This window comes from Streptomyces sp. NPDC059816, from assembly GCF_042732055.1.
GTDB lineage: Bacteria > Actinomycetota > Actinomycetes > Streptomycetales > Streptomycetaceae > Streptomyces.
This window is the reverse complement of record NZ_JBHWIQ010000004.1, coordinates 384331-402316: the sequence shown is the minus strand read 5'-3', so window position 1 is coordinate 402316 and position 17986 is coordinate 384331. Positions and strand designations below refer to the sequence as shown.

The 17986-nt window shown below is 73.0% G+C and carries 12 protein-coding genes; 4 read left to right on the top strand and 8 right to left on the bottom strand.

Annotation, left to right across the window (positions count from 1 at the left end):
• Positions 1–23: 23 nt before the first annotated feature.
• Both ACFV88_RS08385 and ACFV88_RS08380 read right to left on the bottom strand, forming a co-directional pair.
• Positions 24–935 (bottom strand): hypothetical protein, encoded by a 912-nt coding sequence (locus tag ACFV88_RS08385; protein ID WP_385487373.1) that lies wholly within the window; start codon positions 933–935, stop codon positions 24–26.
• 1 nt (position 936) lies between these two features.
• Complete coding sequence (locus ACFV88_RS08380) at positions 937–1461, bottom strand: RNA polymerase sigma factor (RefSeq protein WP_385487446.1); 525 nt, start codon at positions 1459–1461, stop codon at positions 937–939.
• A 465-nt stretch (positions 1462–1926) separates the two neighbouring features.
• Between ACFV88_RS08380 and ACFV88_RS08375 the strand changes: the two genes are divergently transcribed.
• The gene (locus tag ACFV88_RS08375; protein ID WP_385487371.1) at positions 1927–2955 is read left to right on the top strand and encodes an aspartate-semialdehyde dehydrogenase; all 1029 of its coding nucleotides are present in this window, start codon (positions 1927–1929) and stop codon (positions 2953–2955) included.
• 96 nt (positions 2956–3051) lie between these two features.
• Here ACFV88_RS08375 and ACFV88_RS08370 read toward each other — a convergent pair whose 3' ends face one another.
• The 5 genes from ACFV88_RS08370 to ACFV88_RS08350 form a co-directional block, all read right to left on the bottom strand.
• Positions 3052–8727: a hypothetical protein gene (locus tag ACFV88_RS08370; RefSeq protein WP_385487369.1), complete on the bottom strand. Its 5676-nt coding sequence runs from the start codon at positions 8725–8727 to the stop codon at positions 3052–3054.
• Between the two features lie 512 nt (positions 8728–9239).
• Positions 9240–10454, bottom strand: a complete 1215-nt coding sequence (locus ACFV88_RS08365) for an MFS transporter (RefSeq protein ID WP_385487367.1) — start codon at positions 10452–10454, stop codon at positions 9240–9242.
• Positions 10455–10529: 75 nt separating this feature from the next.
• Positions 10530–12242: a tripartite tricarboxylate transporter permease gene (locus tag ACFV88_RS08360; RefSeq protein ID WP_385487365.1), complete on the bottom strand. Its 1713-nt coding sequence runs from the start codon at positions 12240–12242 to the stop codon at positions 10530–10532.
• Positions 12242–12778 (bottom strand): tripartite tricarboxylate transporter TctB family protein, encoded by a 537-nt coding sequence (locus tag ACFV88_RS08355; protein ID WP_385487363.1) that lies wholly within the window; start codon positions 12776–12778, stop codon positions 12242–12244. The genes ACFV88_RS08360 and ACFV88_RS08355 overlap by 1 nt, the downstream gene beginning before the upstream one ends.
• A gap of 70 nt (positions 12779–12848) precedes the next feature.
• Positions 12849–13844, bottom strand: a complete 996-nt coding sequence (locus ACFV88_RS08350) for a Bug family tripartite tricarboxylate transporter substrate binding protein (protein WP_385487361.1) — start codon at positions 13842–13844, stop codon at positions 12849–12851.
• Positions 13845–13988: 144 nt separating this feature from the next.
• Between ACFV88_RS08350 and ACFV88_RS08345 the strand changes: the two genes are divergently transcribed.
• The 3 genes from ACFV88_RS08345 to prpB are packed head-to-tail and all read left to right on the top strand — an operon-like array spanning position 13989 to position 17135.
• Positions 13989–14708 carry a GntR family transcriptional regulator gene (locus ACFV88_RS08345; RefSeq protein ID WP_385487359.1) on the top strand — a complete coding sequence of 240 codons (720 nt, stop codon included), beginning with the start codon at positions 13989–13991 and terminating at the stop codon, positions 14706–14708.
• A complete protein-coding gene (locus ACFV88_RS08340; protein WP_385487357.1) occupies positions 14705–16222 on the top strand; it encodes an MmgE/PrpD family protein in 1518 nt (505 codons plus the stop codon). Before ACFV88_RS08345 ends, ACFV88_RS08340 begins: the two co-directional genes overlap by 4 nt.
• A gap of 10 nt (positions 16223–16232) precedes the next feature.
• Positions 16233–17135 (top strand): methylisocitrate lyase, encoded by a 903-nt coding sequence (gene prpB / locus ACFV88_RS08335; protein ID WP_385487355.1) that lies wholly within the window; start codon positions 16233–16235, stop codon positions 17133–17135.
• On the opposite strand, the gene ACFV88_RS08330 is transcribed toward prpB, so the two are convergent.
• Positions 17084–17986 (bottom strand): SDR family NAD(P)-dependent oxidoreductase, encoded by a 903-nt coding sequence (locus ACFV88_RS08330; protein ID WP_385487353.1) that lies wholly within the window; start codon positions 17984–17986, stop codon positions 17084–17086. The two genes, prpB and ACFV88_RS08330, sit on opposite strands and share 52 nt — an antisense overlap.

Genomic DNA, 17986 nt, shown 5'->3' with positions numbered 1-17986 from the left:
TCGGCGTTGGCGGCCCGGCCCCCTCAGCGGGGCCCGGGGTCGTCGCACTCGATCTTCCGGGAGGCGGGCAGAGCCTCCAGGATCCAGGTCCGCAGTGTGACCAGGGCGGCGCCGGTCGCCCAATCGTGGGCGTGCGTCTCCCGACCCTTGGCGAAGGTGAGCAGGGTGCGTTGGCCGACCTTGAGCTGCGGGTCCGCGTCGGCGTCCATGCGGAACGTGATCCGGGCCGGGCCGCGGGCCGGCTTGTACCAACGGGTCACCTTCACCGTGAGCTCCACCCAGGCGCCGTCCGGGTGCGGCTCCCGGCGGGTCACCTCGCCCTCCGCGATCTGCCGCATGCAGGCGACGTAACCCTGCGGGCTCATCGACTCCCGTTCCCACTGGGCACGGCCCGGCGGCTTCGCTGCCTGGGGGTCCCCCGCCGACACCGTCGGGTGCACCCCCTCGATCGACTTCGCGTCCGCTTTCTCGGAGCCGCCGGTACCGTTCGCGGTCACCCAGCTCACCCCGGTGACCAGGGCCGCCAGGAAGGCGAGGGCCGAGGCCCCGACGGCGAACCGGCGGGCGAGCCGTCGGCCGCGGGAGCGGCCGGGTGGGCGCGAGGCCCCCGGAGAACCCCCGCTGCGCCCCCGGGTCCTGGGCCGCGGGCGCGGAACGTGGGCGGTGCTCGACGGGGTCGGGGCGGGGGCCTGCGTCACCGGATCGCGCGACCACGACGGCTCGGCCGGCTCGGCCGGCTCGGCCGGTTCGACCGGCTCGTCGGTCAGGGCGGCGCCCAGCAGGTGCAGTTGGCGGCGGAGTTCGGCGACGTCGTCGACGGCGGCACGGTGCGCGGCGGCCGTCTCCGGGTCGGCTGCGGCCTCCGGGACCAGCGCCTCGTCCAGGATCGCCGCCAGCAGTACGTCGTCTTGGGCCTGGGGCCGTTGCTCGGTCACCTCACACCACCTCGTCCTCGTGCAGGAGCGCGCGCAGCGCCCGTACCGCCGTGTACAGCCGGCTCTTGACCGTGCCCTCCGGGACACCGAGCCGTTCGGCGATCTCCCGCACTTGCAGGTCGGCGTAGAAGCGGAGCACGACCACCTGGCGCTGCGGGGCCGGCAGCCCGTCCAGGCCCTGTGCCACGGCGACCGACAGGACGCGGACGTCCTCACCGGCGTCGGACTCCTCGGTCCGCAGCGAGGCGAGCCGTTCCCCGACGCGTTCTTGGCGGCGTCGCGACCGGTGCCAGTCCACGGCGAGGTTCGATGCGACGACGGCCGCCCAGGCGGCGACGTCGCGAGGGGCCTCCTGGCCCTTGGCCGCGCGTTCGAGCAGCCGCAGCCGGACCTGCTGCACCCCGTCCGGCAGGTCCGCCTGCGGTACTCCACCGAGCGCCAGGATCGCGCGCACCCGACGTTCCAGGGCCGCGTCCAGCGGGTCCGCGGCCGGGTCGGCGGGGGAATCGACGGCCGGCGCGGCCAGCGTGTCGGCTGCTGGTCGGGCAGCCGGAGCGCCGACCGACGGGCGGGGCGGTCTCCCGTCCCCACGGAGCACGCCCACGTCCACCTGCTGCACGGCACCGACCGCGGTGCCCCTGTTCCTGTTCCGGTCCCGTCGCCACAACAAGGACGCCTCTCCCCTCCCCTCGCACCGGACCGCCCCGGAGGGGGCGACCCGTGTTCCCCCCTACGACGTCGGAGGTCGGCGAAACGTTCGACGCGGATTCCGCCCGTGCTCCCGTCCCACTTTTCGGAACGCGGACCAAAGGATTGGACAGGCGGGACGGGGACAGACGCATCATGGAACCGTGAGCCCGTCCTCGTACGTCAGCAGATGTGTACGTACGGGAGTGATTCACCCCATACCCCCCGTACAGCGCGGTACGGACACCGAAGTACACCCGGGCGGGCACACCACGTCCGGGCAGAGCACCCAGAAGGAGTCACCGTGAGGGTCGGAATCGTCGGAGCCACCGGTCAGGTGGGCACGGTCATGCGCAAGGTGCTCGTCGACCGGAACTTCCCGGTCAGTGAGCTGCGCCTGTTCGCCTCGGCGCGGTCCGCCGGTTCCACCATCGACTGGCAGGGCACGCCGGTCACCGTCGAGGACGCCGCCACCGCCGACTACAGCGGTCTGGACATCGTGCTGTTCTCCGCGGGCGGCGCCACCTCCCGGGCGCTCGCCGAGAAGGTCGCCGCGCAGGGCCCCGTCGTGATCGACAACTCCTCCGCCTGGCGGCGCGACCCCCAGGTCCCGCTCGTGGTCTCCGAGGTCAACCCGCACGCCGTCGCCGACCGGCCCAAGGGGATCATCGCCAACCCGAACTGCACCACCATGGCCGCCATGCCCGTGCTGCGCCCGCTGCACGAGGAGGCCGGTCTGGAGGCGCTCGTCGTCGCCACGTACCAGGCGGTGTCCGGGTCCGGGCTCGCCGGTGTGGCGGAGCTGCACGGGCAGGCGCAGAAGGTCGTCGCCGACGCGGACCGGCTCACCCACGGCGGCGACGCCGTCGACTTCCCCGAGCCCGGTGTGTACCAGCGCCCCATCGCCTTCAACGTGATCCCGCTGGCCGGGTCCGTCGTGGACGACGGTTCGCACGAGACCGACGAGGAGCAGAAGCTGCGGCACGAGTCGCGCAAGATCCTGGAGATCCCGGCGCTGAAGGTCTCCGGGACCTGCGTCCGGGTGCCCGTCTTCACCGGGCACTCCCTCCAGGTCAACGCACGGTTCGCGCGGCCGATCAGCGTCGAGCGGGCGTACGAGCTGCTGGGCGGGGCGCCCGGCGTGGCGCTGTCGGACATCCCCACCCCGTTGGAGGCCGCCGGGCAGGACGTCTCCTATGTGGGACGGGTCCGGGTGGACGAGACCGTCGCGAACGGGCTCGCGTTCTTCGTGTCCGGGGACAACCTCCGCAAGGGTGCGGCACTGAACGCCGTGCAGATCGCGGAGCTGGTCGCCGCGGAGCTCAGCGCGTAGCCGCAGAACGCTCCCCCGAGCCGTGGTGACGGCCGGGCCCGCTCCGGGGAGGAGCGGGCCCGGCCGTCGTCGTCAGGACCCGGCCGTCGTCGTTCGTCAGGACCCGGCCCGCCGGGCGCGGTGCCTGGCGGCGACCAGTAGGGCCGTGCCGAGGGTCAGGGCCGCGCCGGCGACGAGTGCGGGGCCGATGAGGTCGGTGCCGGTGCCGGCGAGCGGCGACGATGACGCCGACGGTGGGGGCGCCGCCCGTGCCGTCACGGGTGTGGTGACGACGCAGTTCCCGTCGGGGACCGCGGCGGGCCGTACCGGACAGGGCTCCCCCCGGCCGCCCGCGCCGCCACCCGGTGCGCCCCCGCCCGACGCGCTGCCCGCGCCGCCCCCTGAGCCGCCCGCCGGGCCACCGCCGGGGCCGCCCGACGAGCCACCGGACGGACCTCCGGACTGGTGACCGGACGAGCCGCCGGATCGTTCGCCGCTCCCGTCCGGGCCGACGCCGGGCCGCTCCCCGGGGTCGACGCCGAGCTGGGAGAGGCCGTTGACGATCCGGGTGCCGGGCGCGGTGTCCGCACCGACCGTCACCGAGTAGGTCAGCGTCTGGCTGCCGCCCGCCGCGATCGGCGTGGACCAGAGCATCCGGGAGCCGCCGATCACCACGTCTCCGGCGGTGGCCTCCGCGTCCCCGTTGAACCGGGCGTGCGCCAGCAGGTGGGACAGGTCGTCCTCGACGCCCGCCGGGTCGCCGGCCACGAAGTCCGCGTCCCCGACGTTGCGGGCGGTCACCGTGTACGTGATCGTGTCGCCGGGACGCACGGCCTCCTTGGTGTCGGCGGCCTTGGTGAAGTGGAGCTGCGGCACGGTGACGTCCGCGCACGCGGTGGCCGTAGCGACGACCGTGCCCGTCGAGGTCAGCGCCACCGTGTTGCCGTAGCCGCCGCCCCCGACCGGGCCGCACGCGACGTCCCGGGCGGTCACGTGCATCGCCTCCGCGCGGGCGGTGACCGTCACCCGGTGGGTCCGGACCCCGGGACCCTGCCCGGTGGCCGCCGGGACCCGGGCGGTGCCGGTGAACAGGGCCGTGTCCGGGGTGACCCGGTCCCCGCCGACCTCGGTCAGTCCCCCGTTGAAGCCGGGGTTCGCCGTCGCCCCGTCGACCTCGGCGGACACCGCCAGGACGCGCACGCCCCGCGGGAACGCGAGGGTGTCGTCGAGGCCGTGGACCAGCCCGCCGGCCGGGGTCCGCGACCCGTTGGTGACGGTGACGAGGTAGCCGATGTCCCAGGTGCCGTCCTCGTTGCGCTGCGGCGCGCCGTCGACGGCCTTGGTGACGGTCGGCTCGGCCGGGGCGGCACAGGAGTCGGCGGTGCGCCGGGAGCCGTCGGTGCGGATGAGCACGGCCCGGTTGGCGAAGCCGCCCGCCGCGCCGTCGACGCAGCGCCCCGGGGCGGTGCCGGCGGTGCCGTGGGCGTCCGCGGTGACGGTGACGGTCCACCGGTGCGCGGCCCCGCCGGGCAGTTCCACATCCGCGGCGACCGCGCCGGAACCGTTCCAGCCGGTGACCGCACCGACCCCGTCCGGGACCCCGGTCACCGCCGCGTCCAACACCTCGATGCCGGGGCCGAAGCGCAGTTCGTCCGTGAGGTCGTAGCCGACGGACCGGCCCGGGTTGGGGTTGGTGACGTCGAGGGTGTGGACGACGGTCCAATGGCCCGCGTCGTCCTGTTCCGTGGAGCTGACCGACCCGGTGAGCACGGGGGCGAACCCGTCGGTGGTGGTGGCGCAGGGCACCCCGTTCCCGTCGCGGCCCCCCGCCCCGTCGCAGACGGTTCCGGCAGGGCCGCCGTACGCGGTGGAGCGCAGGGTGCGGTCGCCGTCGCCGTCGACCTGCACGCGGTAGGTGAGGGTCGCCGTTTCCCCGGCCGGCAGGGCGCCCGACCAGGTCAGGACGGAGCCGGTCGGGTCGGGCAGCGCCTCGGGCGGGCCGTCGCCGACGGTCACCGAGGCGGAACCGGTCAGGAACGGGGCGTCGTCGAGGACGCCGTCGAGGTGGTCCGTGAGCACGGCGGGCGCGGAGGCGGGGTAGTCGGCCGTGCCGGTGTGGGTGGCGATGACCGTGTAGGTGACGGTGTCGCCGGCGCTCACTCCGGCGGACGGCACGCCCGAGGCCTTGCTCAGGGTCAGCGCCCGTACGCCGTTGCTGTCGGTGGCGTCCGCGCGCAGCGTCCGGCCGCGGTCGGCCGGGTCGGGGGCGCTCACCCGCGCGCGGTTGACGACCGCGCCCGTCGCACCGGGCAGCACCCGGACCTTCACCCGCACGGTCGCGGTGGCCGTGGGGCCGCCCTCGGAGCGTTCGCCGTCCGGGGAGGCCAGGCCGGCGCCGCCGAGGTCGCCGAGCGCCCAGGTGACGGTGCCGCCCGGCCGGTTGCCGTAGGGGTCGGCCGGGCCCCGGTCGGTGACCGTGCCGCCGTGGCTCGCGGAGACGAACGCCAGGCCGTCCGGGAGGGCGTCCGTCAGCTGCGCGCCGGTGACCTCCTCGGCGGGCAGCAGGTTCGCCACCTCCAGGGTGTAGCCGTAGGTGTCGCCCGCGGCCACGGCGGCCCGGCCGTCGGTCTTGGTCACCGAGAGTCCGGCGGTGGCGGCGTCGACCCGGACGCAGCCGGTGGCGTCGTTGTCGGCGGGGCTCGGGTCGTGCATCGGGCCGGTGACCGCTGCGGACGCGCAGACGCGTCCGGCGGCGGTCGGGGTCACCGGGACGTCCAGGGGCACGGTCACGCCCCTGGCGAGCGGCTTCGACCCGCCCGCGCCGTCGACGGGGGCGCAGGTCAGCGTCAGGGGTCCGGCGAGCGGGGCGCTGCCCGGCTCGGCGGTGCAGCGCCAGCCGTCGGGCGTCGGGTCGGTGACGGTCAGGCCCGCCGGAACCGTCACGGTGACGGTGGCGGCGGTCTCCCGCGAGCCGCCGGCGTGGGTGACGGTGAAGGGCAGCGTTCCCGGGCGGTCCACCTGCAAGGGGAGCCGGTCCGGGACGTCGATGCGCAGATCGGCTTCCTGGGTGGCCGCGCACACCGGGCGCGGCTCGGCGGGCAGCGTCTGGGCGCTGTCCAGCGCGACGGAGTTGCAGGCGACCGCGTCGGCCCCGGTGCCCGGGGCGACGGCCGCGACGAAGCCGAAGCGTGCGGTGCGGCCGGGGGCGAGGTCACCCGTCACGGTCGCCCGGATCGCCTTCTTGCCGGCCGGTGCGGGCCCCCAGTCGTCGGTGGTGCCCGGGGCGGACGGGTGGACCTCGACGCGCCGGGGGTTGGTGGCGGCCGAGTACGCCAGCTCCAGGTGGGGCGACACCTCGAAGACGCTGTCGACGGTCTGGCCGAAGGTGCTGCCGCGCGGGACGGAGGCGGTGCCGGCGCTGGTTCCGTGGTCGCCCGCGTGCGGGAGGACGTCGTACGCGACCACGTCGCTGAGCGTGGTGTTGCCGGTGTTCTTCAGGGTGACCCGGTACCGGATGTCGGTGGCCGTCGTCGAGACGCCCACCAGGTGGTCCGGGTCGGACAGCCAGGTGCAGCCCCCGGGGGCGCCCGGGGTGGGCAGGCAGATCTCCTTGACGGCGTCCAGCCCGTCGGCCGAGGAGACCGTGACGGTCTGCGAGGTGCCCGAGAACCACTCGCCGGTGCTGCCGTCGCCGTCGACGTCGGGGGCGTCCTGGAGCGCACCGCCGTAGCTGGCCCGGGAGTCGGTCCAGGTGTGACGGGAGTCGCCGGCCCAGGCGTGCGCGACGCTGCGGGTCCCGGGGGCGACGGCGGGGCCGGGCCGGGCGATGACGCTCAGGGTGGGCCAGGTGGTGTTCTCCCCGAACGACACGTCGTCGGGCCAGCTCGCCACGACCACCTCGCGGGGCTCGCCGCCGACCGTCCTGCTCGTGTGGTCGAAGGTCACGCCCCCGGGTACGGAACCGTCGGGGAAGGACGGGGAGTCGGGGGCGATCGTCCAGCCGGTGGGGGCGAGGAACACGTACTGGGGGGTGAGGCTCACCGCGCCCGGGACGTTCGCGGTCGCCCCGCGCACGCCGAAGGTCACGTTCTTGCCCGGGACGGCGTTGCCGCCGCCCTCGACCTGTGCGGCCGAGGGGAAGGCCGCGGTGACGGACGGGGTCTTCGGCGGGGCCGCCCGGAACCGGATCGTGCGGGACACCGGCCCGAGTCGTTCGGCGGCGAGTCCGCTGCCGGGCCACGACAGCGTCGCCGTGGCGGTGTTGGTGCGCTGCTCGCCGATCGGGGCGGTCGACCGCACGGCGTAGTGGAAGTAGGCGTGGAACGGGGTGGCCCCGGTGTCGCCGGGCCGGTTGTTGGCCGGGGCGAGCCGGCCGCTGGTGATCCTCGCCGCGGTGAACCAGGTGCCCGCCGGGGCGGTCACCGATCCGTCGGACCGTCCGGTGGTGCCGTCGTTGCGGGTCCATTCGACGGTGGCGGCGGGCGTCGTCCGCGAGGTGGTGATCCGGTTGACCCGGGCGTCCGCCTGCCCGAGCGCGTCGTCCTCGATCACGGCGACCCCGGGCACGTTCGCCTGGTTGCGGGCCGTCACGGTCCAGCGGTGCGCGTGGTCCGCGAAGGGGGCCAGGGCGGCGCCCGGCGCGCAGCCCCGGTTCCAGTCGTCCCGGCCGGTGGGCGGGCAGGTCAGCCCGGTCACGTCCGGGGGCACGTCCAGCAGGCGGACCGGTCCGCTGGAGGCGCTGTTCGTACTGTCCTTCGCCATGTCCGCCCGGGCGAAGGGTTCATGGCAGGAGACCGGGTGCGTCATCGTCTGCGCGGCCGTTCGCGTGCTGCGGTCCGGATCGAGGTAGGTGGCGGTCACCCTCAGGGTGCTCGACACGGTCGCTTCGAAGTCGCAGCCGCCCGGGTCGGAGGTGAACCGGCCCGGCGGGTAGTGCACCGTCACCGCACGCGGGTGGTAGGGGCCGCGGTTGCTCCAGCCGCTGGTGCCGGCCCAGCCCCAGCCGCCGGCCGCGGTGGCGGCGGGCGCGTCCCTCGTGCCGAGCGACCAGGTGACCGAGTGGCTCGCAGCGTCGTAGGCGCCGCCTCCCGTGCTGGAGACGTACTCCGCCCGCGGGTCCAGTTCCTCGACGACGGTGTAACTGCCCGCGGCGGCCCACTGCGAGGAGCCGGTGACCACGGACCCGCTGGCGCGGACGAACGCGCCGGTGTTCATCAGCAGGTCCCAGGTCACCTCGGTCCCGGCGCGCACCGATCCGGGGTTCGCCTGCTGCACGGACGGCTCCGGTACCGAGTTCTGCCAGGTCACCGGGGCGGCCTCGGCCCGTGCGGGAGCGGGGGCGGTGGCGGCCTCCAGGGTGGCCGCCATCTCGATCCGGAATCCGGAGGGGTAGTACTGGGCCGGTCTGGGCGTGGTGTACGTGCCGCTCGGGTGGATCGCGTAGACGACGAGGAAGGTGCCCGACCGGCCGGCGGAGAGGTCGCCGAGGTCGATCGTCTTGCCCGTCGCGTCCGTGCCGCCGATCGTCGCGTCCGGCAGGCCCGCGGGAGCCGTCCAGTTCGCGTAGGACAGCAGCGGCTCGGTCGTCAGCCCGTTCGGGTCCGGCTGGGAAGGCGCCATCCGGACGGTGGCGTCCCGGCAGTCGGCGGCGCCGCAGGAGTAGGCGACCTTGTACGCGACCTCGTTGCCGTGCACGCCGAAGGCGGCTCGTGACTGCGGCGCCCCGGTGGTCGAGTCGACGGCCCGGACGGAGACGTCGAGCACTGCGGTTCCCGGGGTCGCGTGCGCGGACACGACGGGTACCGCGGGTATCAAAAGTCCCGCGGCCGAGGCGAAGACCGCCACTGCCGTGACGCGTCCACGGCGACGCGTCCGCACCCGGGCAGTGTCATTCCGAGACGACACTCATTCCTCCTGGTTTTCCGCGCACGGCAATGCCTTCGGGCAAGCCTCAGAGGCGTCGAATTCGCCGTCGACGACGCATGCCGAAGGGGCGCCCAGCACCTCGCCGGGCGGTGGTACGCGCGATCGCACACAGCCCGGAACATTGCGTTCCGTAGCTGATCAACAGTCAGACAGTAACAGCCCGGATCTCACCACACCAACCAATCCGGACATATCCAGAACACCTCGCACGGCGCATTGGCGAGGGAGCACAAGGGCACCAGTTTCATCCAGCACGGACCTGGCGCGCACATCAATCGGAGCGAGATGCATGCATGTTGAATGCAGTGAATTCGCGCACGGCGTCAACACGCCTGTACGCCCGCGGGAACGGGCACGGTGCCGGGTGAACGGCCGTCGTGCTAGCCGGTGGTGCGCCGTCCGGTCGGGCGCAGGGCGAGCAGGGCGAGGGCGACGGCGGCCGTCGTACCGGCGAGGACCAGCACGCTGGCCTCGCCCAGGGCGTCGACGAACCCGCCGCCCACCGCGGCGCCCAGCGCGATCGCCGAGTTGAAGACGCCGGCGAACAGACCGGACGCGGCCTCCCGGGCCCGGGCGCCCCCGTCCCCCAGCGCCCCGACCAACCAGCTCTGGGCCGACACCGAGACCCCTCCGTACGCGAGGCCCCACGCCACCAGCAGCACCACGGAGAGCACGGCGTTCCCGGCCGCCGCCGCCAACAGCGGTACCACCAGGGCCAGCACGGCCGATATGCCGAGCAGGGACCGCCGCGGTGAGCGTCCGGCGACCGTTCCGGCGACGAAGTTGCCGATGACGCCGGCGACCCCGTAGCAGAGCAGCAGGGCGCTGAGCGCGCCGGCGTCGATCCCGTCGACCCGTTCCAGTACCGGCCGGACGTAGGTGTAGGCGGCGAAGTGTCCGGTCACCAGGAGGGCGACCACCAGCAGCCCGGTGCGCAGGGCCGGCAACCCCAGCAGGGCGGTCATCTCGCGGGGTCGGACGGCCGCCCCGGCGGGCAGCGGCGGGAGCAGGACGGCGTGCAGCACGGCGACGAGGACGGCGAGGGCGCCGACCGCGGCGAACCCCCACCGCCAGCCCGCGACGTCCCCGATCAGTGCGCCCGCCGGGATGCCGAGCACGGAGGCGACGGCGATGCCGCTGAAGACGACGGCGGTGGCGCGGGCGACCGAGGGCGCGGGCACCAGTCGGTGGGCGAGTCCGGCGGCGACGGTCCACACCCCGCCGATGGCAACGCCGACGGCGACCCGGGCGGCCAGCAGCACCCCGAAGGAGGGGGCCAGCGCACTGACGAGGTTGGCGGCGGCCAACAACAGCAGCAGCCCGCACAGCAGGCTCCGGCGGTCGAGGCGGCCGGCGAGCGTCGGGAACAGCGGGGCGGTGACGGCGGCGACGACGCCCGGCAGGGTGACGGCGAGCCCGGCCGTGCCCTCCAGGACGCCGAGCCCCGCGCCCAGGGGGCTCAGCAGGCCGACGGGCAGCATCTCCGTGGTGACGACGGTGAAGGTGGCGGCTGCGGTGGCGAAAACGGCGGCCCGCCCCCGGGCCGGAGTCAGGGGGCGGGCGGCGGACGGTGGTCCACTCAGGTCGGTGGTCATGTCCCCAGGCTCAGCACGCTCGGGCCCGGGAACAACGCCGCGTACGAGTGGGACGCGTGCAGGGGTGTGCGGTGCTCAGCGGCCCGGGGACTCCGGGGGTTCCGGAGACTGGGGGGCCTCGGGATGCTGGGGCGCGGTGGGGGCCTGGGGGGCCTGAGGGCCAGCGGGGGTCGTGGGGGCAGTGGGAGCAGCAGGGGGGACGGGGGTTGCGGGGGTGGTGGAGGCTGCGGGGGTGGTGGGGGCGACCGGGACGGCGGGACCGGCGGGGGTCTGCGCGTGGGCGGCGCCGGCGGGGGCTTCGTACCGGGCGGGCCGCCTGCGGAGCAGGACCCCTCCGAGCAGGACCACGGCCAGCGTGGCGTAGACGACGATCGTGAACGGCGTGGACACCAGCGTGGTGACGTCGCCGCCGGCGATGTCGAGCGCCCGGCGCAGCTGGACCTCCGCCAGCGGGCCGAGGATCGCCCCCACGATCATGGGCGAGACGGGGAAGCCGAACCGGCGCATGAGGTAACCGGCGATTCCGAAGACGAGCAGGACCCCGACGTCGAACGCGCTGCCGTTCACGGCGTAGGTGCCGAGCAGGGCGAAGACCATGATGCCGGCGAAGAGGTAGGGCTTCGGGATCTCCAGGATCTTCACCCAGAGGCCGATCAGCGGCAGGTTCAGGCCGAGCAGGATCACGTTGGCGATCAGCAGGCTGGCGATGAGGCCCCAGACCAGCGCCGACTGGGTGTCCAACAGCTGCGGACCGGGCTGGATGCCGTACTGCTGGAAGGCGACCAGGATGACGGCGGCCGTGGCGGACGTCGGGATGCCGAGGGTCAGCAGCGGCACCAGGGTGCCGGCGGCGTTGGCGTTGTTCGCGGCCTCGGGTCCGGCGACGCCCTCGATGGCGCCCTGTCCGAACTCCTGGGGACGCTTCGACAGCTTGCGTTCGAGGGTGTAGGAGAGGAACGTCGGGATCTCGGAGCCGCCGGCGGGGATCACCCCGAGCGGGAAGCCGATGGAGGTGCCGCGCAGCCACGGCCGCCAGGCGCGCCGCCAGTCGTCGCGGGTCATCCAGCTCTTGCCCTTGTTCACCCGCATCACGTCGAAGCGGCTCGACGTCTGGTGCGCGGCGACGTAGAGCACCTCGCCCAGGGCGAAGAGCGCGACGATCAGCACGACGGTGTCGATCCCGTCGAGGAGGGACACCTCACCGAAGGTCAGGCGCTGTTGACCGCTCTGGAAGTCGAGTCCGACGAGTCCGACGCCCAGGCCGAGCGTCATTGACACGAGTCCACGCAGCGGCGAACCGCCCACGAGTGCGCTGACGGTGAGGAAGGCGACCACCATGAGCGCGAAGTAGTCCTCGGCTCCGAGGTGCACCGCGACCTTGACCATCCACGGCGCGAAGAACGCCAGCAGCAGCGTGGCGATGGTGCCGGCGATGAACGACCCGATGGCGGCCGTGGCGAGGGCGGCGGCGCCGCGCCCCCGTCGGGCCATCTTGTTGCCGTCGATCGCGGTGATGACCGAGCCGGACTCGCCGGGGGTCTTCAGCAGGATCGCCGTGGTCGATCCGCCGTACATGGCGCCGTAGTAGATGCCGGCGAACATGATGAACGCGGAGGCCGGTTCGAGGCCGTAGGTCATCGGCAGCAGCAGGGCGATGGTCAGCGCGGGGCCGATGCCCGGCAGGACGCCGATGAGCGTGCCGACGATGGTGCCGATCAGCGCGAAGAGCAGGTTCTCCGGGGTGACCGCGAGCGAGAGCCCGTGGAGGAGTCCATCCCAACCCGACATCAGAGCACCCCTTCCAGAACGCCGGGGGCCAGCGAGATGCCGAGGGCCCGGGTGAAGACGAGGTACACCACGAGGGACAGCACGACCGCGATGCCCGCCGACTTGAGGTGGCTGCGCGCGCCCATGGCCCAGGCGGTGAGCCAGAACGCGAGCGCGGAGACGATGACGTAGCCGAGCGATTCGACACCGGCGATGAAGATGAGCACGGCGGCCACGCACACGGCGAGCGGTATCCACCGGGTGTTGCGGACGTCGACGTCGCCCTCTCCGGAGTCGGCCTCACCGCGCCGACCCCGGGCCACCTGAACGCCGAGCGCCAGCGAGAGCGCGATCAGCAGGACGCCGACCACCTTCGGCGTGAAGCCGGCGCCGACCCCAGATGCGGACGTCGAGGCCGCTTGCCCGAGGCCGTCGAGCAGGATGACCACCCCGATGGCCAGGAGTCCTGCGGTGATGGCCCACTCTCCCAAGGCGGCCCTGCGGTGTTCGCGGGGCCGAGTGGGGGAGGACTCGGGAGATGTCGAGCGGGTGCTCATGGGTGTGCCTTTCTCACGCCGAGGTGGGTGGGTGCCCGCCGTTCGTCGGGCACCCACCAGTAAGGAGCGGTCACTTCTTGGACAGGCCGAGCTGGTCGAGGACTTCCTTCACCCGGGTGTTCTCTTCCTTGAGCCAGGTCGCGAACTCGTCACCGGCGATGAAGTTGTCGTTCCAGGCGTGCTTCTTGAGCGCGCCCTTCCAGTTCGCCGAGCCGTGCATCGTCTTCAGCGCGTCGACGTACTTGTCCTTGGTCGCGTCGTCGAGGCCGGCGGGGGCCATCATCGAGCGCCAGTTCTGGAATTCGAGGGTCGGGCTGACGTCGAGGGCGGTCTCGGCGAACTTGACCCCCTCGACGGGCTCCAGCGAGGAGACGTAGAGGCCCTTCAGGTTGCCCTCGACCACCTGGGCGGAGAACTCGCTCAGGCCCGAGACGCCGGCCTGGACCTTGCCGCCGAGGATCGCCGTGGTCGCCTCGCCGCCGCCGCTGTAGGGGACGTAGTTCACCTCGGCGGGGTCGACGCCGTAGTACTTGGCGAGCAGACCGACGTAGATGTGGTCGGCGCTACCGGCGGAGCCGCCCGCGATGGAGACGGACTTCGGGTTGTCCTTGATCGCCTTGAACAGGTCCTCCACGGACTTGTAGGGCGAGTCCTTCGGCGTGACGATGACCTCGTACTCGCCCATGAGGCGGGCGAGCGGGGTGAGGTTGTCGAGCGTGACGTTGGTGCCGTTGCTGATGATGCCGCTCATCATGGCGAGCCCCGAGGCTATCCAGAGGTCCTCCTTGCCCTTCTGGGGCGCGACCTGCGCGAGGGCGACGGTGCCGGAGGCCCCCGGAACGTTCTTCACCTCCGGCGACTTCGCGAGTTTGGCGGATCTCAGCGCTTCCTGGGTCGCGCGGGACGCCTGGTCCCAGCCGCTGCCGGGCGCCGCGGGCGCGATGATCTCCAGGCGGTTGATCGCCTGGGCCTCTCCGTCCTTCTTGTCACCCGAGGAGTCGCTGCAAGCGCTCAGGGAAGTGACGGCGACCACGGCGATGGCGACGGCAACGCGGGTGTTCTTCATTGAGACGACCTTGTCTCTCGACTGGGGAGGGTGGGCTCTCTTGAGAGACGGAATGTATACACGCCAAGGGGTGTCCACAAGAGTTCTCTTCACTTTGCGCCCCGCTCGTGACCAAGCGCCTCAGCCGTGTATACACTCCGGCTCATGCCGACCCCATCCCCCACCGCCGCAGGACGTGCGTACGCACAGCTGCGGTCGGAGATCCTCGACGGCGACCTGCCCCCCGGCGCTCCCCTCTTAGAAGTGGAGCAGTCCGAGCGGCTCGGGGTGTCCCGCACACCGGTCCGCGAAGCACTGAGCAGGCTGGTCGCGGAGGGGCTCGTCGAGCCGTCCGGCAAACGCGGCGTCGTGGTCACCCAGGTCAACGACCGTGATGTGCGCAGCCTGTTCGAGTTGCGCGCCTGCCTGGAGGCCCAGGCCGCCCAACTCGCCGCCGCCCGCGGCGAATCCGCGATCTTCGCCGCCTTCGAGGACAGCTTCGCGCGGTGGAACGCCGTCCTACGGGGACCCGCCGTCTCCGACGAACAGGTGAGCGACTACTTCGCGCTCATCCGGAGCTTCGACGAGGCCGTCAACCAGGCGACGGACAACTCGTTCCTCATCGACGCGATGGAGAACCTACGGACCCACGTCGCCCGGGTGCGGCGCATGGCCGGCCACTCCCAGGCCAGGCTCGAAGCCTCCGCCGCGGAGCACGCGCTCATCGCGCGGGCCATCTCCCGCGGTGACGCCGCGCTCGCCCGCCACGCCACGCACGTCCATCTGCACAACGGCGTGGAGCACTTCCGCCAGTCCTGGCGTCCCGCCGAGCGGGACGCGTTCGAGGAGCACCATCCCACCAGCACAACGGAGAAACCCCGATGAACAACCATTCCCTCAGGTCCCACCGCAGCGAGGAGAACCTCCCGCGCGAGGAGCAACTGGCCTGGAAAATGGCGCAGGTTGCCACCGACCCGGTCGAAGTCACCGACCCCGTGGTCGAGATGATCGTCAACCGCGTCATCGACAACGCGGCGGTGGCCGCCGCCTCCATAGGACGCTCGGCCCCCTCCTCGGCGCGTGCCCAGGCGCTGTCGCACGCACCGAGCCGCGGCGGCGCGGGCGCCACGGTCTTCGGCCTGGGCCCCGACGTGCGCACCAGCCCCGAGTGGGCGGCGTACGCCAACGGGGTCGCCGTCCGTGAACTCGACTACCACGACACCTTCTTGGCCGCCGACTACTCCCACCCCGGCGACAACGTCCCGCCGGTCCTCGCGGTGGCCCAGCACACCGGCATGGACGGACAGGCGCTGGTCCGCGGCATCGCGACCGGCTACGAGTTGCAGATCGACCTGGTGCGCGCCATCAGCCTGCACCGGCACAAGATCGACCACATCGCGCACCTCGGCCCGTCGGCCGCGGCCGGCATCGGCACCCTGCTCGGCCTGTCCACCGAGGTGGTCTACCAGGCCGTCGGTCAGGCCCTGCACACCACCACCACGACCCGGCAGTCCCGCAAGGGCGAGATCTCCTCCTGGAAGGCGTACGCGCCCGGCTTCGCGGGCAAGCTCGCGGTCGAGGCGGTGGACCGGGCGATGCGCGGCGAGACCAGCCCGGCGCCGATCTACGAGGGCGAGGACGGGGTCATCGCCTGGCTGCTCGACGGACCGGAGGGTCGCTACGAGGTGCCGCTGCCCGCTCCGGGGGAGGCCAAGGAAGCCATCCTGCTCAGTTACACGAAGGAGCACTCGGCCGAGTACCAGGCCCAGGCGTGGATCGACCTGGCCCGCAAACTGCTCCGGGAGCACCCCGAGGTGGCCGACCCGGCGAAGGTCGAATCCCTCGTCGTGCATACATCCCACCACACGCACTACGTCATCGGGTCGGGCGCGAACGACCCGCAGAAGTACGACCCGTACGCCTCGCGCGAGACGCTGGACCACTCCCTGCCCTACATCCTCGCCGTCGCCCTACAGGACGGGCGCTGGCACCACGTGGACTCGTACGCCCCCGAGCGGGCCGCGCGCCCCGACACGGTCGCCCTGTGGCAGAAGATCACCACCGTCGAGGACCCGGTGTGGACGGAGCGGTACCACGCGGGCGGCGACAGCCAGTCCTACGGCGGTCGCATCGTCGTGACGCTGGTCGACGGACGCACCGTCGAGGACGAGATCGCCGTCGCGGACGCGCACCCCGCCGGTGCCCGTCCCTTCGGCCGGGAGGACTACGTCGAGAAGTTCCGCACCCTGGCGACGCCCGTCCTCGGGGAGGTCGAGGTGAAGCGGTTCCTCGACCTGGCGCTGCGACTGCCGGAACTGGGTGCGGACGAGGTCCGCGACCTGACCTTCGTCGCCGGGGCGGGGCAGTTGCCGCCCGCCGGCCTCCCCGGAATCTTCTGAGGAGCCGTCGATGCTCTACACGAAGCGAACCGATGCGGAGGTCCGCCGGGCCTTCCGCGCACGGCTGGCCTCCGGTGAACTGCTCCGGCTGCCCGGCGCCTTCAACCCCCTGTCGGCGCGGCTGATCGAGCGCCGTGGATTCGACGGCGTCTACGTGTCGGGGGCGGTGCTCAGCGCCGAGCTGGGGCTGCCCGACATCGGGCTGACGACGCTCACCGAGGTCGCCGGCCGCACCCGCCAGATCACCCGGGTCACGGACCTGCCCACGCTCGCCGACGCCGACACCGGCTTCGGGGAACCGATGAACGTCGCCCGCACCGTCCAGGAACTCGAAGACGCCGGCCTCGCGGGTCTGCACATCGAGGACCAGGTGAACCCCAAGCGCTGCGGTCACCTCGACGGCAAGCAGGTCGTGGACGCGGCCAGCGCGATGCGACGGGTCAGGGCCGCCGTCGACGCCCGGCGCGACCCCGACTTCCTCATCATGGCGCGCACCGACGTACGGGCGGTCGAGGGTCTGGAGGCGACGGTCGAGCGGGCGCGCCAACTGGTGGACGCCGGTGCGGACGCGATCTTCCCGGAGGCGCTGCGCACCCTGGACGAGTTCGCCCGGGTGCGCGCGGCGGTCGACGTGCCGATCCTCGCGAACATGACCGAGTTCGGCAAGAGCGAACTGTTCACCGTCGACCAGCTCAGGGACGTCGGGGTCAACATCGTGATCTGGCCCGTCTCGCTGCTGCGGCTGGCCATGGGAGCGGCGGACCGCGGTCTGCACACCCTGCTCGACCAGGGGTCGCTGACCAGCCGACTCGACGAGATGCAACACCGTCGGGAGCTGTACGACCTCGTGGACTACGAGGGCTACAGCCACTTCGACTCCTCCGTCTTCGACTTCCGCTTGGAAGGCGACTGACGGATCGGGGCATGCAGGGGGAGCGGGAAGCTGCGGCGCAGCATCGCGTCGAAGGCGGCGTCGGGCAGCAGCCGGCGCGCGGTCATCACCGTCCGGGCCACGGTGCCGATCGCGTAGCGGGCCCGGGGGCGCGCCGTGGTGGCGGCGCGGACGATGGTCCTGGTCGCCGTTTCGACGGGGACCGCGCCGCCCCGGCGGGTGAACGTCTTGTGGGCGTACATGTCGGCGAGTTCCGCGCGGAAGGTCCCGTACGGGTCGTGGTCGGCGGGGCCGTGCATGGTGGTGACGGCCGTGCCGGCGAAGTCCGTGAGGGTGGGGCCCGGCTGGACGACGACGACCTTGATCCCGAAGGGGGCGACCTCCAGGCGCAGCGAGTCGCTGAGGGCTTCCACGGCGTGTTTGGTCGCGTGGTAGAAACCTCCGCCCGGCGGGGAGAACCGTCCGCCCATGGAGGAGATGTTGACGATCCGCCCGCTGCCGGCGGCCCGCATGGCGGGCAGGACCAGTTGCACGAGGCGGACCGCCCCGAAGACGTTGGTCTCGAACTGGGCCCGGACCTCTTCGGGGCCGGCGAGCTCGACGGGGAGGTGGAGTCCGTAGGCGGCGTTGTTGACCAGGACGCCGACCGCGCCGTGTTCCTCCTCCACCCGGGTCACGGCGGCGGCCATCGACTGCTCGTCGGTGACGTCCAGCGCCAGGGTGGTGATGCCCTCGGCCGCGAGTGCGGCGAGGTCGTCGGGGCGGCGGGCGGTGGCGTAGACGGGGTGGCCCTTGCGGTGCAGGGCGAGGGCGGTCTGCCGGCCCATGCCGGAGGAGCAGCCGGTGATGAGGGCGGGGGCGAGTGCGGTCAC

Bases quoted from the DNA above. Each gene is read 5' to 3' on its own strand.
- ACFV88_RS08365 (WP_385487367.1), bottom strand. From the start codon at position 10,454: ATGACCACCGACCTGAGTGGACCACCGTCCGCCGCCCGCCCCCTGACT.
- ACFV88_RS08360 (WP_385487365.1), bottom strand. From the start codon at position 12,242: ATGTCGGGTTGGGATGGACTCCTCCACGGGCTCTCGCTCGCGGTCACC.
- ACFV88_RS08355 (WP_385487363.1), bottom strand. From the start codon at position 12,778: ATGAGCACCCGCTCGACATCTCCCGAGTCCTCCCCCACTCGGCCCCGC.
- ACFV88_RS08350 (WP_385487361.1), bottom strand. From the start codon at position 13,844: ATGAAGAACACCCGCGTTGCCGTCGCCATCGCCGTGGTCGCCGTCACT.
- ACFV88_RS08345 (WP_385487359.1), top strand. From the start codon at position 13,989: ATGCCGACCCCATCCCCCACCGCCGCAGGACGTGCGTACGCACAGCTG.
- ACFV88_RS08340 (WP_385487357.1), top strand. From the start codon at position 14,705: ATGAACAACCATTCCCTCAGGTCCCACCGCAGCGAGGAGAACCTCCCG.
- prpB (WP_385487355.1), top strand. From the start codon at position 16,233: ATGCTCTACACGAAGCGAACCGATGCGGAGGTCCGCCGGGCCTTCCGC.